15 protein-coding genes and 2 tRNA genes are annotated in these 14,458 nt (G+C 50.3%); 1 reads left to right on the top strand and 16 read right to left on the bottom strand.

From position 1 onward, the window contains the following. Positions 1 to 7 precede the first annotated feature (7 nt). From AC3ZPD_RS18695 to nrdR, 8 genes are all read right to left on the bottom strand, one after another. Positions 8 to 1,705 carry a hypothetical protein gene (locus tag AC3ZPD_RS18695; RefSeq protein ID WP_490985789.1) on the bottom strand — a complete coding sequence of 566 codons (1,698 nt, stop codon included), beginning with the start codon at positions 1,703 to 1,705 and terminating at the stop codon, positions 8 to 10. Then, entirely contained in the window at positions 1,702 to 2,496 is a 795-nt protein-coding gene (locus tag AC3ZPD_RS18690; protein ID WP_490985788.1) for an ABC transporter ATP-binding protein, read from the bottom strand. Before AC3ZPD_RS18690 ends, AC3ZPD_RS18695 begins: the two co-directional genes overlap by 4 nt. A 298-nt stretch (positions 2,497 to 2,794) precedes the next feature. Beyond that, a tRNA-Ala gene (locus AC3ZPD_RS18685) sits at positions 2,795 to 2,867 on the bottom strand. An 11-nt stretch (positions 2,868 to 2,878) separates the two neighbouring features. After that, positions 2,879 to 2,962: transfer RNA gene (locus AC3ZPD_RS18680), tRNA-Leu, on the bottom strand. A 178-nt stretch (positions 2,963 to 3,140) separates the two neighbouring features. After that, positions 3,141 to 3,257, bottom strand: coding sequence for a YjcZ family sporulation protein (locus AC3ZPD_RS18675; protein ID WP_490985787.1), 117 nt, complete (start codon positions 3,255 to 3,257; stop codon positions 3,141 to 3,143). A 343-nt stretch (positions 3,258 to 3,600) separates the two neighbouring features. After that, positions 3,601 to 4,512 carry a DMT family transporter gene (locus tag AC3ZPD_RS18670; protein WP_490985786.1) on the bottom strand — a complete coding sequence of 304 codons (912 nt, stop codon included), beginning with the start codon at positions 4,510 to 4,512 and terminating at the stop codon, positions 3,601 to 3,603. Positions 4,513 to 4,555: 43 nt separating this feature from the next. Beyond that, entirely contained in the window at positions 4,556 to 4,876 is a 321-nt protein-coding gene (locus AC3ZPD_RS18665) for a YnfA family protein (protein ID WP_490985785.1), read from the bottom strand. Between the two features lie 206 nt (positions 4,877 to 5,082). Continuing rightward, positions 5,083 to 5,553, bottom strand: a complete 471-nt coding sequence (gene nrdR / locus AC3ZPD_RS18660) for a transcriptional regulator NrdR (protein ID WP_490985784.1) — start codon at positions 5,551 to 5,553, stop codon at positions 5,083 to 5,085. Positions 5,554 to 5,691: 138 nt separating this feature from the next. Between nrdR and AC3ZPD_RS18655 the strand changes: the two genes are divergently transcribed. Then, positions 5,692 to 5,916, top strand: coding sequence for an alpha/beta-type small acid-soluble spore protein (locus tag AC3ZPD_RS18655; protein ID WP_490985783.1), 225 nt, complete (start codon positions 5,692 to 5,694; stop codon positions 5,914 to 5,916). Positions 5,917 to 5,979: 63 nt separating this feature from the next. Here the strand turns inward: AC3ZPD_RS18655 and AC3ZPD_RS18650 are convergent, their stop codons facing one another. The 8 genes from AC3ZPD_RS18650 to AC3ZPD_RS18615 form a co-directional block, all read right to left on the bottom strand. Beyond that, complete coding sequence (locus AC3ZPD_RS18650) at positions 5,980 to 6,543, bottom strand: lytic transglycosylase domain-containing protein (protein ID WP_490985841.1); 564 nt, start codon at positions 6,541 to 6,543, stop codon at positions 5,980 to 5,982. Next, the gene (coaE, locus tag AC3ZPD_RS18645) at positions 6,540 to 7,136 is read right to left on the bottom strand and encodes a dephospho-CoA kinase (RefSeq protein WP_490985782.1); all 597 of its coding nucleotides are present in this window, start codon (positions 7,134 to 7,136) and stop codon (positions 6,540 to 6,542) included. Before coaE ends, AC3ZPD_RS18650 begins: the two co-directional genes overlap by 4 nt. 19 nt (positions 7,137 to 7,155) lie before the next feature. Next, a complete protein-coding gene (mutM, locus tag AC3ZPD_RS18640) occupies positions 7,156 to 7,989 on the bottom strand; it encodes a DNA-formamidopyrimidine glycosylase (RefSeq protein WP_490985781.1) in 834 nt (277 codons plus the stop codon). 52 nt (positions 7,990 to 8,041) lie between these two features. Next, the gene (gene polA, locus AC3ZPD_RS18635; RefSeq protein WP_490985780.1) at positions 8,042 to 10,708 is read right to left on the bottom strand and encodes a DNA polymerase I; all 2,667 of its coding nucleotides are present in this window, start codon (positions 10,706 to 10,708) and stop codon (positions 8,042 to 8,044) included. Positions 10,709 to 10,874: 166 nt separating this feature from the next. Continuing rightward, positions 10,875 to 11,534 (bottom strand): phosphate signaling complex protein PhoU, encoded by a 660-nt coding sequence (gene phoU, locus AC3ZPD_RS18630; protein WP_490985779.1) that lies wholly within the window; start codon positions 11,532 to 11,534, stop codon positions 10,875 to 10,877. Positions 11,535 to 11,553: 19 nt separating this feature from the next. Beyond that, the gene (gene pstB, locus AC3ZPD_RS18625; protein WP_490985778.1) at positions 11,554 to 12,309 is read right to left on the bottom strand and encodes a phosphate ABC transporter ATP-binding protein PstB; all 756 of its coding nucleotides are present in this window, start codon (positions 12,307 to 12,309) and stop codon (positions 11,554 to 11,556) included. Positions 12,310 to 12,499: 190 nt separating this feature from the next. Further along, positions 12,500 to 13,588, bottom strand: coding sequence for a methyl-accepting chemotaxis protein (locus AC3ZPD_RS18620; RefSeq protein ID WP_490985777.1), 1,089 nt, complete (start codon positions 13,586 to 13,588; stop codon positions 12,500 to 12,502). A gap of 125 nt (positions 13,589 to 13,713) precedes the next feature. After that, positions 13,714 to 14,445: a response regulator transcription factor gene (locus AC3ZPD_RS18615; RefSeq protein WP_490985776.1), complete on the bottom strand. Its 732-nt coding sequence runs from the start codon at positions 14,443 to 14,445 to the stop codon at positions 13,714 to 13,716. Positions 14,446 to 14,458: the final 13 nt, after the last annotated feature.

Raw genomic sequence — 14,458 nt, 5'->3', positions numbered from 1 at the left:
GTGACCCTCAGGACAACTCCTGGACCGCGGCTTGGAACCCCTTGCTCCATGCCCAAACATTCACCCCAAGCAAAAGGGCCATATAAACGTAAATGCCGTAATCCAGCCGAATGGCAACATAATGCACCAGCGCAAACCCGCCTAAAAGGATCAGCATGCCCAGCATTTTAAATCCCCGGCCGGAATCGGGCACCGTTTCGAACGGCCGGGAAAAAGGCTGCTCTTTGCCCAATATGAGAAACGAGAGGTACGTGTACAGAAAGAGAACAAACAGTACCACGATCAGATCCGGAAGAATCCGAAAACCAAATATCGCTATGAATATAACGGCATCCACCAGGAATAAAGGGATCAGCAGACGCATCAGAAAAGCTTTCAGCGTTCCTTTGTAAATATCGTTCCCGCGAACGACCGGGATGGCTTCAAAAATCCAAGCTCCCTTATATTTTCCGGAATATTTGAGCATCAGAATCACCGTCGGAATCAACAGGCCGCAAAAATAGATGAACAGATAACTCCGGCCGGCTGAAATCTCGGCGAAGCTTGATCCGTCTTTCAAATTCGTCAGCAGGAAAATAAACGGAAAAATAATCGAAAAACCGAGCGACGGATACACCTTCAGCTTAAAATCCCGTTCCCTGGCCATCATAATCGAGGCGAAATTAAAAAAGGCAGCCTCCTCCTTGGTCCGGCAGACCCACGTTCCGATTTGCTCATAAAACCTGAACTTCCTGCGGCGTCCCTCCCCCTCCTGCTCGGACAGTTTTTGCAGGTTTTGCTCAAACAAAGGCATCAGCCGAATATACAGCGCTAAAGCGAAGATCGGGACGAGCAGGGCAAGCAGGGCAAAAGAAACGTAAAGGCCCGAATGCCGCCCGTTCAGCAGCACCTCAAAGGGACCTGCAAACCAAACTGGGGGCAGAAGGTACTGCCACCACCGCGGCTCGAAGTTCATCGAAAGGGACGTCAGGTCAAACAAACGAAATACCAGCTGATATCCAACCGTAATGGCAATCGTCAGCCCAATCTGTACATAGTTGATGATATCCTTCAGCAGCTCACCGTTAAAAAAGCGCAGCACCAGAAAATACAGCAGCGCCGTCAGCGCCACAATCAGGCCATCCAGCAAAAGGATCTCCGCCAAGTACAGCAGCAAAAAAGCAAAACCATGCTTTAGAAGCGCCGCAACCAACGAAGGAAGCGTGATCGCCGCTGTTAGAGACGTCATGTAGATCAGGATATGTATCATTTTTGCCAAATTGACGGTCCGCGGGTTGACGGGTCTGGATAAGAGAACCGCTTTATCGCGGATATCCAACAGCACCGATGAAAAGTCCGAGATCAGCGAGCTTGTCACCATAAAAAAAATAATGCCAAAAACGAGGCCCATCTGAAGCAAATAATGATTGCCCATGAGCATAAACGGAACCAGTACAAGCCCGATCAACACATAAAGCCATAAAGAGCCGATATACCGGCTGCCGGAATCCGTATCTTCATAGGTGTCCGTACTGGACGAGACTCCCCCCAGAAGAGTCCCTTTTTTTCTGCGCGAAAAAGAATTAGCCCCAATCGTGGGCACCCTGCGCCCGTCCGTCGTCAGCTTGACCTGCAAAATCAGCCGCAGCTCCGGGTATTGCACCCCCATCTTTTCCAGCGGCGTACGGAGCCGGTCCAGCATTTTTAAAATTCGGAATTCCTTCATTCCGGCACCCCGTTTACGGCCGCAACAAACCTTTCGGCAAGGCTCCGGTGCTCGTCAAATCCCGTCAGCTGCGTAAAAATATCCTCAAGGCTGCTCTCCAGGTTTTGCTGCTTCAGCTCTTCAAAACTGCCGTCGGCCGCAATCCGCCCGTCATGGAGTAAAATGATGCGACTGCTGATTTTTTCAACAACGTCCATAATATGCGAGGAATAAAAAATCGTTTTACCCTGCCGGGACAGCAGCTCCAAGATCTCCTTTACGACCATGACGCTGTTGGCGTCAAGCCCGCTCAACGGCTCGTCCAGGAACAGAATATCCGGATTATGCAGCAGGCTGGAGATCAGCATCACCTTCTGCCTCATCCCTTTTGAATAAGAGGAAATCCGGCTGTCAAAAGCGTTATGCAGCCCGAGAATTTCCGCCAGCTGCAGGCCCTTGAGCTCCGCCTCATGGGCGTCGATTCCATATAACCTGCCAATAAAGGTCAAATACTCGCGGGCTGTCAGCGCATCATAAAGCTCTGCAACTTCGGGCACGTAACCGATTCTGCGTTTATATTCAGGCCCCGCTTCGGCAATATTTTTCCCGAAAATGCGCACCTCGCCGGTATAGCCCTGCACTAGGCCGAGCATGATTTTAACCGTGGTGCTTTTTCCGGCGCCGTTCGGACCGATGTACCCGATAATCTGGCCCGGATCAACCGTCAGGTCAATCCCGTTCAAAACAAACCTTCCTCCAAATTTCTTTCTCAAATCACGGATGACGATTGCTGGTTCCCCCGTCCGGTTCATACCGAATCCCCTTTCGTCTTTTTGTAAATTATCCCACATTAGGTTTGGGATGAACAGGTTATTTAGCATTTCGGCCCCTCTGCTGCAGTCATCATCGCATGATCCAGAAATACAAAAATTACGGTAAACTTGGGCTGAGGCTGAAACCCCGCGGTTTGCTCGCAGGTTGATGCGACCTTTTGAGCAGCTCGAGCTACCCCCTCTGCTCCTGCTGGTTTTGTTTGAATCACCCAGCTCAGCGTAGACTTGGCTAAACAACAAAAAGCGCTGACCCTCAAAAGGTCAACGCTTTATAATATGGAGCCTAGGGGGATCGAACCCCTGACCTCATCGCTGCCAGCGATGCGCTCTCCCAGCTGAGCTAAGGCCCCGTATATATGGATGCGGTTGAGAGGACTCGAACCTCCACGGGGGTTAGCCCACACGGACCTGAACCGTGCGCGTCTGCCAATTCCGCCACAACCGCATATCTTTTGTTGCTGTTAGTTACTCAGTAACTTCAGCAGCGACAAGATAGATAATATCATGCCAGACTTGGGCCTGTCAATATTTTTTTGTCATTTATTTCTTTATCTAAAAACCCCCTCACTGCAAAGCAGCAAGGGGGCTAAATCCTATGATCTTATCCTTAAGCTAGGCGGACATTACAGCAGCCAAGCGCGGGAAATGATAACCAACAGAATGAACAACACCAGAATTGCACCCGTGGAAGTGAATGCTCCGCCTACGCCGCCGTATCCTACTCCTGCTACTTCACCCATGATTTACGACCTCCTCTTGTTGGAATACTCTATACCATATGACCTTTATCTTTGTTTGCTGTGGGCTAAATGGCTTTGGATTCGTTTTTCCGCACCTGCCCAGAATTATGGCTATACAGAACAGCAATGTACTGTACAAATACAAAAGGCCCTGCATCAGCAAGGTCTTTTGTGCGTGTCTTTTTATGTATAAAAGGTAGTAACCATTAGGGAGGAACTTTAATCCGGCTGATCGGGAATCTGCCGGCCCCACCCAGCAAATTCCCGCCAACCAATTTATCATTAAGAGGGTAATTTCAATATACACGCCTTAGATTAAGGCAACCTTATAGAAAGCTGAAAATTACCTTAAACTTTTTTGACCCCTTTTAATCATCATTTGCTTAAACCAGAAAAACAATCCGATCCCCATTAAAGTGACGATTCCCCCAACCGCCTGAAGCAGCGTAATTTTCTCGCTTAACAGGAATGCGGCCAGGATGATGGCTACCGCCGGTTCGGCAATGATGACCATGGAAATCGTGGTTGCTCCCAGCGATCCCAGCAGCCGGTTAAATAACATTTGTCCGAAAATCGTAGGTACGATGGCAAGCAGCAGAAACAGCACCCATTCCTTCGTACCGTATTCAAATAAAGGGGTTCCCTGGACCAAATTGTAGATCAGCATTACGACACCGCCCACAAAAAAGACAATATAGCTGTAGGCAATGGGCGGGATTTTCCGCACCAGGTTTTGGCCGGTCAGCATATAAAGCGAAGAAGCCACGGCCCCGAGCAACGACAAAACGTCGCCATACATGGCCTGTGAAGAGACCCCGATGTCGCCCCAAGCAGTAACCGCTGAGCCGATGACGGCCACGCTTAACGCCAGCACGCCGCCCCCGGTAGTCCGTTCCTTAAACAGGAGGAAAGAACCGAGCATAATAAATACCGGCTGCAGCGACAGCAAAATCATGGAGCTGGCTACGGACGTATAAGCCAAGGATTCCATCCAAAGCAGGAAATGCAGTCCCAAAAAAAGACCCGCCAGCACGAGCAGCAGCATCTCTTTCTTCGAAAGCTCCTTAAGGACGGAACGTAAAGACACTTTAAGCATCATGGGCGTAATCAGGATAAGCGTAAAAAAAAGCCTGTACATCCCCAGCACGGAGGCCGGCGCGGAAGACCACTTGATCAGAATGGAGGATAACCCGATCGAGATAACCCCAATGGTCAACAGTACCGCATTCACATAAACCGATTTTGATTCCTTCATGAGTGTTAATTCCTTCTTCGCATAAAAAATCCGGGCTTGTCGTTCATTTGCGGGGCGCAAGCATCACTAATGCTCCCACCAGACAAATGACCATGCCTACCCAGTCATAAGCGTCCGGGTTTTTACGGTCTACCCACCATCCCCACAGGACGGACAACACAATAAAAATCCCGCCGTAAGCCGCGTAAATACGGCCAAAGGACGAGAAGGACTGCATAGTCGCCACTATGCCGTAGGAGATCAGCAGCAAAGCTCCCAACCCGCCGTAAAGCCAGCTTTTTCCGTCACGCAGCCACAGCCAGATCAGATATCCGCCTCCAATTTCAGCCAACCCCGCAAGTATAAAAAGTACGGCAGCTTTCATGAAAAGTGTCCTTCCTTCCCGGACTTTTAGAACGCCCTCTCACATGTTACTGCATCCGCAGATTGTTTGTACAGAAAATTATTACAAGGCGCTGCGAGCATCCTGCCTGCCTATGTTTGTTAACTTTAAAGTCCATAAAAAAACCGCCTTATGACAGGCGGATTCGTTTGATTCATTTAAAGCGTTACCTTAAACCTCAATTCCGGCTACTCTCCGCCATCCCCGTCTTTAGACAGCAGCCCCTTCAATTCGCGCATAAACATGTCGATGTCTTTGAATTGGCGGTAAACGGAGGCAAAACGGACATAAGCCACTTCATCAACCGGATATAGATGCTCCATCACCAATTCCCCGATCTGCATGCTTTCCACTTCGGCGACCGCCGTATTCCGCAACGAGGTTTCGACCTCGGTTACAATGGATTCCAGCTGTTCTACGGACACCGGCCGTTTTTCGCAGGCGCGGATCAGGCCGCGCAGCATTTTCTCCCGGCTGAATTCCTCGCGGCTGCCGCCTTTTTTAATGACGATCAGCGGCGTTTCCTCCACCATTTCGAAGGTAGTAAACCTGCGGCTGCATTTTTCGCATTCCCGGCGCCTGCGAATGGAGCGGTTTTCATTCGCAGGCCGGGAATCCAGCACCTTTGTCCCGTTATAATCGCAATAAGGACACTTCAAAATATCCTCTCCTTTCTTAACAAATCAAGGTTTTCTTACATTTGGTTAACAATTCCATCTAAAAATTTAAAACTTTGTGAGTAGATTTCGTAATACGGCACATAATACAGTTACCAACCCAAGGAGGTGAAAAAGACAATGGCAAACAACAACAGTGGCAGCTCCAACAACCTGGTAGTTAGACAAGCATCCGGCGCACTCGAGCAAATGAAATATGAAATTGCTCAAGAACTCGGCATTTCTTTTCCACAAGATGGATATGCAGGCAACTTGACTTCTTACGAAAACGGTTCTATCGGGGGTTACATCACTAAACGTCTTGTAACACTGGCAGAACAACAACTGGCTGGTCAATTCAAATAATGAACTGACAAACAGCTGAGCAGCGCCGGGGAGAATTCTACATTCTCTCCGGCGTTTTGTTTTTTAGAAATGCTCATAGATGTTTGTGTACTGCTCATAATAATGCACGACCCGCTGTACATAATGCCTGGTTTCGCCAAGCGGGATATTTTTGGTTGTTTCCACAGTGCCGTCCCATGTTCCGCTCTTCAACCAGTTTTTAACCCTTGTAGGCCCGGCATTATAAGCAGCAATGACTGCAATCATATTTCCGTTAAACTGATCCGATAAATTCTTCAGATACCAGGTGCCGATTTCAATGTTCGTCCCTGTCTCATCATTGATCCTGTCCATGGAAACGTTGGGAAGTTTGGCTTTTTCCAACACCCATTGCGCTGTATCCGGCATAATTTGCATGACGCCAAGCGCGCCCTTTTTAGACTGCCTGCTGGTTTTATAATTCGTTTCAACCTTGATAATGGCGGCAACCATAAACGGATCAAGCTGATTATTCTGCGAATGCTTTCGGATATCGTCTTTATAATAGATCGGATAAAAAAGGGAAAGCCACTGCGTATTCATAAACAGCAGCACGACAAATCCCAGGAACAAAAGCAGCAGTACCCTTTTCTTGCGCAGCCACTTCATAACAACCCACGGCTTTTCCAAAACGCTTCAATCTGCGCTTCGGTCTCTTCAAGTCCCAAACTATTGTCAATAACAATGTCCGCAAGCTCTTTCTTTCGTTCAATGTCCATTTGGGCGGACAATCGGGCTTCAGCCTGGAGGGCATTAAGACCATCGCGTTCCATCAGGCGTGCCAGCTGGACTTCACGAGGTACATATACCACCATAATGGTTTCATAAAGCGGAGCAAGTCCGGACTCGTAAAGCAGCGGAATATCCGCCACAACCAGTTTATCCGGAAACTCCGCTTCATACGCATCCATGCGCCTCTTGGTTTCCGCCCGGATGGCCGGATGCGTAATCGCGTTAAGCGCAAGACGTTCTTCCGGACGGGAAAAGACAAGGGCACCAAGCTTCTTGCGGTTCAGCGTTCCATCCGGCAGAAGCATGTCCTTTCCAAAACGCTGCACGACAGCCTCCAATACCGGATGCCCGGGCTCCATTACCTCGCGAGCCAATACATCAGCATCAATCAACAGCGCTCCCCGGCGTGTGAGCATTCGGGAAACGGTACTTTTTCCCGTAGCGATTCCGCCTGTCAGCCCGATCTTCAATTACATTCACCTCATTAAATCATTGTTGCAGCCGCTGGCAGTTCGGGCAGTAATGCGTACCCCTTCCGCCCACGACAGACTTCTCGATCACGCCGCCGCAGCGGTTGCAGATTTCATTTTTGCGGCCGTAGATTTGCAGCTGCTGCTGGAACATGCCCATTTCCCCTTGTCCATTAACATAGGACTTGATGGAGGAGCCGCCGGCATTTACCGCTTCGGTCAAAGTAGAGATCACGCTCTCGTACAAATTCCTGAATTCTTCGCAGCTAAGCGAGTCCGCAGGACGCTCCGGATGAATCCCGGCACGGAATAAAGCTTCATCCACATAAATATTGCCAAGCCCTACAATGTATTCCTGATTGAGCAGGGCTACTTTGATTTTTGTTTTCCGCCCGGCCAGAACCTGCCTGAAGGCTTCAAAGGTAAAACTGTCATCCAGCGGCTCCAGCCCCAGCTTCAGCAGCGGCTTGTTCCTGAATTCCTCGCCGGGCGCAAACAAATGCATCGTGCCGAATTGGCGCACATCCCGGTAACGGAGCTCAGTCCCGTCCGTAAAATGAAAGATCACGTGCGTATGTTTCTCCACCGGCTCGTCGCTGCGGTACAATCCGTAACGCCCTTCCATCCGCAGATGGGAGACGAGCACCAGATTGTCCATTTCGATGCGCAGGAATTTGCCTCTGCGGCCGACTCCCGTAATCGTATGTCCTTCCAGTTCGCGGCTGAACAACTCCGCATCGTCAGGCCGCTGAATGATCCGCGGCAGCGAAACGGTCACTTTCTCTATCTTCTTGCCTGTAACTAATTCGGTTAATGTTCGTCTTACGGTTTCAACTTCCGGCAACTCCGGCATACTTCCTTCACCTCATGTCCCATTATACCGGAAAAAAGCAGGCCGTGCGCCTTTATTTAGCCTCGTACCAGTTGTTCCCGCTGCTGACCTCCGCTTTGAGCGGTACGGACAGCTCCAGCGCTTTCTCCATCACTTCCGGCACCAGTCCGGTCATAAGCGCAAGCTCATCCTCTGGAACTTCAAAAACAAGTTCGTCATGAACCTGAAGCAGCATGCGGCTCTTCAGCTTCCGTTCGCTCAGCGTTTCCACCATGCGCACCATCGCCAGCTTAATGATATCGGCCGCCGTTCCCTGAATCGGCGTATTCATGGCCGTTCTTTCCGCAAACGAACGCAGATTAAAGTTGCTGGCGTTGATTTCCGGCAGGTAACGTCTCCGCTCCAGCAGCGTAGTTACGTAGCCGTCCCGCTTCGCTTCTTTAACGATGGAATCCATATACTTGCGCACCCCCTGGAAGACGGCGAAATACTGTTCGATAAACTGGCCGGCTTCCTTCCGGGTGATATTCAGGTTTTGGGACAAGCCGTAATCGCTGATTCCGTATACTATGCCAAAGTTGACGGCTTTCGCGGAGCGGCGCATATTGGAATCCACCTGCTCCTGCGGCACGCCAAACACGTCGCTGGCCGTCTTCGTATGAATGTCCATCTCCTGCAAAAACGCTTCCTTAAGCCGCTCATCCCCGGAAATATGCGCAAGCACCCGCAGCTCAATCTGGGAATAGTCCGCTGCCAGGATGTGCCAGCCCGGCTCCGAAGGAACAAACACCTTGCGGATTTTCCGGCCTTCCTCCAAACGGATCGGAATGTTCTGCAGGTTCGGATATTGACTGCTCAGCCGTCCCGTAGCCGTAATCGTTTGACGGAAATAAGTATGCACCTTGCCCGTTTCAGGGCGTATTTCCTTCAAAAGTCCCTCTACATAAGTCGACTGCAGCTTGGCCAGCTGACGGTAATCGAGAATGTATTTCACGATATCATGGTAAGGAGCCAGCTTTTCCAAAACATCCGCGTCGGTGGAATAGCCGGTTTTCGTTTTCTTGATGACCGGCAGCTGCATTTTATCAAACAAAATTTCCCCGAGCTGCTTCGGCGAATTGAGGTTAAACTCCGTCCCTGCAATGTCGTAAATTCGAGCGACCAGCTTATCGATCTGCCCCTGGAATTCAACGCCAAGGTTCTGCAAATCCTCCCGGTTGACGGAAACGCCCTGTTTCTCCATATCGGCCAGAATCCGGGAAAGAGGCATTTCCAGATCGAAAAAGAGTTTGCTCATGCCGCTTTTCTCCAAGTCCTCTTTCTGGAGAGGCAAAAGCTTGGCAAGCGCTGCCGTTTTCCGGGCCAGATGATGGCCCAGCGTTTCCTCTTCCGGCACTTTGTATTTGGCCCCTTTGCCAAATACGCTTTCGTCGGAAGGAAGCGTAGCCAGGCCGTATTTATCGGCCAGCGCGGAAACGCTCTGGTCTCCGCCTGTCGGATCCAGCAGATAAGCGGCGATGCTGACATCAAAAGCGGCGCCTGCAAACGGAATCCCGTGCCAGTGAAGAGCCAGATCCGCCCGGTGCAGGTCATAGCCGTTTTTGGCTATGAATTCATCGCCAAGCCAATCCGCCAAAGGTTTGGCTTCTTCTTTTTTCATAAGTTCATAAGGAACTATGTAATATTTCTCTTGAGCGAATAAGGCAATGCCAACAACTTCAGCCTGGTGCGGATTGTCCCCGCTTGTTTCGATATGAATGAACTGGACCGATGAAAGGACTTGCAGCAGTTCAGAGAGATTTTTCTCCGTACAAACCACATAATCCAGCTCCTCGGCTTCATCCCGTTCAGCCTCTCCTGCAATCCCTCCACCGCCTTCCGACGAAAAAGACAACCGCTCCAGCAGGGATTTGAATTCCAGCTTGCGGAGCATGGGAGCCGCTTTCTCTTCAGCAAGACCCGCAAAGGCCATTTCCTCCCAGCTTCGGTCCACCGGCATTTCGCGATGAATGGTAGCCAGCTGTTTGCTCATCCGGGCATCTTCCGCATGGTTCACCAGGTTTTCTTTCATTTTCCCTTTAAGCTCGTCCGTTTTTGCCAGCACTTCTTCTACGCTGCCATACTGGTGCAGCAGCTTCAGCGCCGTTTTCTCACCGATGCCCGGCACGCCCGGAATATTATCCGAGGTATCGCCCATAAGGCCTTTAAGGTCCGTAATCTGCTCGGGTTTCAGTCCGTAGCGCTCCTGGATTTCGGCATAACCGTAAGGCTCTACTTCCGTAACGCCCTTCCGGGTCAAAGCGACCTGGACGTTGTCCGATACGAGCTGAAGCATATCTTTGTCGCCGGTGACGACAAGCACCTGCCGGCCTTCCTCGTCCGCCCGTTTGCTCACGGCCCCGATGATATCGTCCGCTTCAAAACCTTCGGACTCGTAACGCGCAATGCCAAAGCTGTCGAGCAGCTCCTTCAGCATCGGAAATTGCTCAGAGAGCTCCGGGGGCGTTTTCTCCCGTCCGCCTTTGTAATCTTTGTATCCCTCATGGCGGAAGGTTTGCTTGCCCGCGTCAAAAGCAACCAGAATGTGGCTTGGCTGCTCCTCCTGGATTAACCGCAGCAGCATGTTCGTAAATCCGTATACGGCATTCGTATGCTGACCGGCCGAATTCGTAAGCGGCGGCATGGCGAAAAACGCCCTGTATATAATGCTGTTCCCGTCAATCAGGATCAATTTATCCATCTCTTGCACCTCGTTCTTAGGTTTGGCTTCCTGTCTCTTATGATAACACAGCGCTGCGCAGCAGCAAAAACAAGAAAAAGGCTACAGAACAGTTTCTGTAGCCCGCTTGAACATCCAGGTTATTTTTTTATCCAAATAACAAAATCCAATTCACACGATCTATCTCTTATTGATTCAAATCGGGACGCGTGCCGGTGACCAGATAAACCGTGCTTTCGCCGATATTGGTGGCATGATCGCCGATCCGCTCGATATAGCGGCCCACCAGCGTAAGCAGCAGAGCCTGATGAATCTGCTCCGGATCTTTGTTCATGATTTCATAGAGATCGCGGAGAATCTGGCTGTACAGGTGATCAACTTCATCGTCATCCTGGGCCATTTTATAAGCCAAATCCGTATTTTCGTCGAGGTAGGAATTCAGGGAATCCTCCACCATCTTTTCCACAAGGCTCGCCATTTTAGGAATGTCGATCAGCGGTTTAATCAAGCTTTGGCCGTCAAGCCGGATGGTTACTTTGGCAATGTCCAAAGCCAGGTCTCCCATCCGCTCCAAATCGCTGGAGATTTTGAAGGCCACGATGATTTTACGCAGATCCTTCGCCACAGGCTGCTGGGTGACGATCAGTTTGGAGCCCAGTTCCATCACCTGCTCTTCCATGCGGTTCAGCTGAGCATCTTTGGCTACCACTTCTTGCGCTTGTTCAAGATTCGTGTTCTGCAGAGAGGAAACCGCGTTCTGAAGAGCGCCCTTCACATGTTCGCCCATTTCGCGGAGCAGCTGCCGCAGGCCTTCCAAATGCAAATCGAATTCTTTTCTCTGTATCATCGGCATCTGCCCCTTTCATTTATCCAAAACGGCCGGAGATATAATCTTCGGTCCGGGAATCCCGAGGATTCGAGAACAACTGCTGGGTTTCGCTCGCTTCCACAACCTCACCATTGAGGAAAAACACGGTGCGGCCGGAAATCCGGGCGGCCTGGTGCATATTATGGGTAACCATCACAAGGGTGTAGCTGCTCTTCAGCTCCTGAACAAGCTCTTCGATCTTCAAAGTGGAGATCGGGTCAAGCGCCGACGTCGCTTCATCCATCAGCAAGACGTCGGGCTGCACGGCCAGCGCTCGCGCGATGCACAAACGCTGCTGCTGTCCGCCGGACAAACGAAGCGCGGAGCGTTTTAAATAATCCTTCACTTCATCCCACAAGGCGGCTTGGCGGAGGCTTCGCTCCACGATGGCGTCCAGTTCGGAACGGCTGCGGATCCCATGCAGTCTGGGACCGTAAGCCACATTATCATATATGGTTTTCGGAAAAGGGTTCGGCTGCTGGAACACCATGCCTACATTCCGTCTCAGCGCTTCCACCTCAACCTGATCGCTATAAATATCGCTGCCCCCAACTTCTACCTTGCCTTCGATTCTGGTGCCTGGAATCATATCATTCATACGGTTCAAGGTGCGAAGCAGCGTAGACTTCCCGCAGCCCGACGGTCCAATGAACGCGGTAATCTCTTTCTCCGGTATATCCATGGAAACATCTTTAAGCGCATGGAACAAACCGTAATATAAGTTTAACTGGTTGATGTGAATAATAGGTTTCATCGACTTCTCCTTCGATTTGCCCTAGCAAATGAATTGTAAACCATCTTTGATTTTACAATCGGAATGTAAAACGAAATGATTCTAATTGTAAACTCACTGTAAAATATGGTTCCAAGGGCATGTCTACCTATTATTGGATTCCTCCATTGAAATATATACCGGTATAATCCGCGAATATGCCTGCAGCCGCCTAATTTAAACTTTTAAGTCCTTCAAAAACGGATTGGGCCTGCTCGCGGGCGGCTTCGGCAAGTCTGGAAATTTCTTTTTCGGCATGATCAACGGCATTGACCGCTTCAACCATGCTCTGAAAAGTATGGTCAGCCGATTCCACCCGATCTTTCCCCTGCTCCATCTCCGTTTCCGACTCTGTCGAAGACTGCACGGCCTTCTGTACAAGCTCATGGATTTGTTTAAGCGTAAAGCCGATCTTATCGGAAAAAGCTTTCGTTTGACTGGCCAAGTTTTTGACTTCATTCGCCACAACGGCAAATCCCCGGCCGTGTTCCCCTGCATGGGAAGCTTCGATTGCCGCGTTCATCGCCAGCATTCCCGAGCGATCCGCCAGCTCGCGAATGGAGCCCGAGATCCGCATAATGTCATCGGCCATTCCCTGTAAGTGCCCCATCTGCTCTGCCTGAAGAGAAAGCATGGACAATACCCGTTCAAAAGAAAGTTTGACCATCTGCAGTTCAATCCGCCCGTCCTGCGTCAAATCAATCATTTTCTCCGTTAACGTTCTGCCCTGCTCGGCAGCTCCAGCTACTTCCCGGGTGGCCGCCTCGATCGTTTGCACCGAATCGCGGGAAGAGGCAAGAACCGAATGACGGGAACGGCTGGCTTCCTGCTGCAGCTGGCGGGACATCATCATCAGGTTATGTACCGTAATTACCCCTTCAAACCTGCCTTCATCCGTTAAAATCACGCAGTCATAAAAACGTTCGGCTTCTCTCGCAAGCGCCGCATCTATAATTTCTGCAGGATCATGATGAATACCCATAATCAAGGATTGGCTGTCCGCAAATTTGGAAACAGGCCGGTCATAAAACAGCTCAGAAGCAAATCTGCCAGTTAATTTACGGTAAAATTGCTCACGCATGATCAACCCGATGACCTGTCCCGAATCTTCGGACAAGACCACGCATGGCGGCTGATCCGGTTCCTGAAAACGCGACAGCAGCTTTTTGCACGTCATGTCCGGCGAAACGACCGGCACTTTGATTTTCCAGGCATCTGCCATGACTTCTTCACGTTCCTTGGTTAACGTCAACTGGTCCATGTCTTTAGACCCCCATTTAAAAATTGGTCCTTCTTTAGTCCTATGATAAGGTAAAAAGATTAAAACCGTTTACATGATATGTAAAAACACAAAATAGACAAAAAAACAAGGGCTATCCCGGCCCGTCAAACCTTTTGGGATAAGCCCTTCTTCTTGTTCACAACCAGCTTGTACCCTACGCCGCGTATCGAGTCGATATGCACGGATTCGGGATCCAGCTCCAGTTTTTTGCGGAGCGAACTGACATGTACGTCTACTGTACGCTGTCCGCCGATATAATCGAAGCCCCAAACCGCATTCATCAGATCATCTCTCGTCATGACCACTCCCGGTTTGCGTGCCAGGTAAAGCAGGACTTCAAATTCTTTCGGCCGCAAGGTGATCGTTTCACCGCCCAGCGTGACTTCGTATTTCTCAGGGTAAATCACCAGCTCCCCCAATACGATTTGGGAATCCGTTTCGAGAACGGGCTTGATAATCTCCTCGTCCCCCGAAGATCTGCGGAGCACCGCGGCTACCCGGGCAAGCAGTTCGGCTACGCCAAACGGTTTCGTTATATAATCATCGGCTCCCGATTTAAGCCCTTGGACTACTTCTTCTTCGGCATTTTTGGCGGTCAGGATAATGATCGGGGTCCCGACGCCTTCGCTTCGCAGCTTGGACATAATTTCAAAACCATTCATCCCTGGAAGCATCAAATCCAGAAGGATCAGATCAAAGCTGGACCGCAGTCCTGTTTCGCAGCCGCTTTGGCCGTTCTCCTCCACCGTAACCTCATAGCCCTCGTTCTTTAAATTATAAGACAGCAGCCGTGACAGCGTCGGCTCATCCTCAATAACCAGCAATCGCTTAGCCATAGGAACCCCCATT

It is taken from the genome of Paenibacillus mobilis (assembly GCF_058267595.1).
The sequence above is the reverse complement of the archived record's forward strand: the minus strand, read 5'-3'. Positions and strand labels throughout refer to the sequence as shown.

Excerpts from the sequence above, each read along its gene's own strand:
- AC3ZPD_RS18695 (WP_490985789.1), bottom strand. The coding sequence starts at position 1,705 with ATGAAGGAATTCCGAATTTTAAAAATGCTGGACCGGCTCCGTACGCCG.
- AC3ZPD_RS18690 (WP_490985788.1), bottom strand. The coding sequence starts at position 2,496 with ATGAACCGGACGGGGGAACCAGCAATCGTCATCCGTGATTTGAGAAAG.
- AC3ZPD_RS18675 (WP_490985787.1), bottom strand. The coding sequence starts at position 3,257 with ATGGGTGAAGTAGCAGGAGTAGGATACGGCGGCGTAGGCGGAGCATTC.
- AC3ZPD_RS18670 (WP_490985786.1), bottom strand. The coding sequence starts at position 4,512 with ATGAAGGAATCAAAATCGGTTTATGTGAATGCGGTACTGTTGACCATT.
- AC3ZPD_RS18665 (WP_490985785.1), bottom strand. The coding sequence starts at position 4,876 with ATGAAAGCTGCCGTACTTTTTATACTTGCGGGGTTGGCTGAAATTGGA.
- AC3ZPD_RS18655 (WP_490985783.1), top strand. The coding sequence starts at position 5,692 with ATGGCAAACAACAACAGTGGCAGCTCCAACAACCTGGTAGTTAGACAA.
- AC3ZPD_RS18650 (WP_490985841.1), bottom strand. The coding sequence starts at position 6,543 with ATGAAGTGGCTGCGCAAGAAAAGGGTACTGCTGCTTTTGTTCCTGGGA.
- mutM (WP_490985781.1), bottom strand. The coding sequence starts at position 7,989 with ATGCCGGAGTTGCCGGAAGTTGAAACCGTAAGACGAACATTAACCGAA.
- polA (WP_490985780.1), bottom strand. The coding sequence starts at position 10,708 with ATGGATAAATTGATCCTGATTGACGGGAACAGCATTATATACAGGGCG.
- phoU (WP_490985779.1), bottom strand. The coding sequence starts at position 11,534 with ATGATACAGAGAAAAGAATTCGATTTGCATTTGGAAGGCCTGCGGCAG.
- pstB (WP_490985778.1), bottom strand. The coding sequence starts at position 12,309 with ATGAAACCTATTATTCACATCAACCAGTTAAACTTATATTACGGTTTG.
- AC3ZPD_RS18620 (WP_490985777.1), bottom strand. The coding sequence starts at position 13,588 with ATGGACCAGTTGACGTTAACCAAGGAACGTGAAGAAGTCATGGCAGAT.
- AC3ZPD_RS18615 (WP_490985776.1), bottom strand. The coding sequence starts at position 14,445 with ATGGCTAAGCGATTGCTGGTTATTGAGGATGAGCCGACGCTGTCACGG.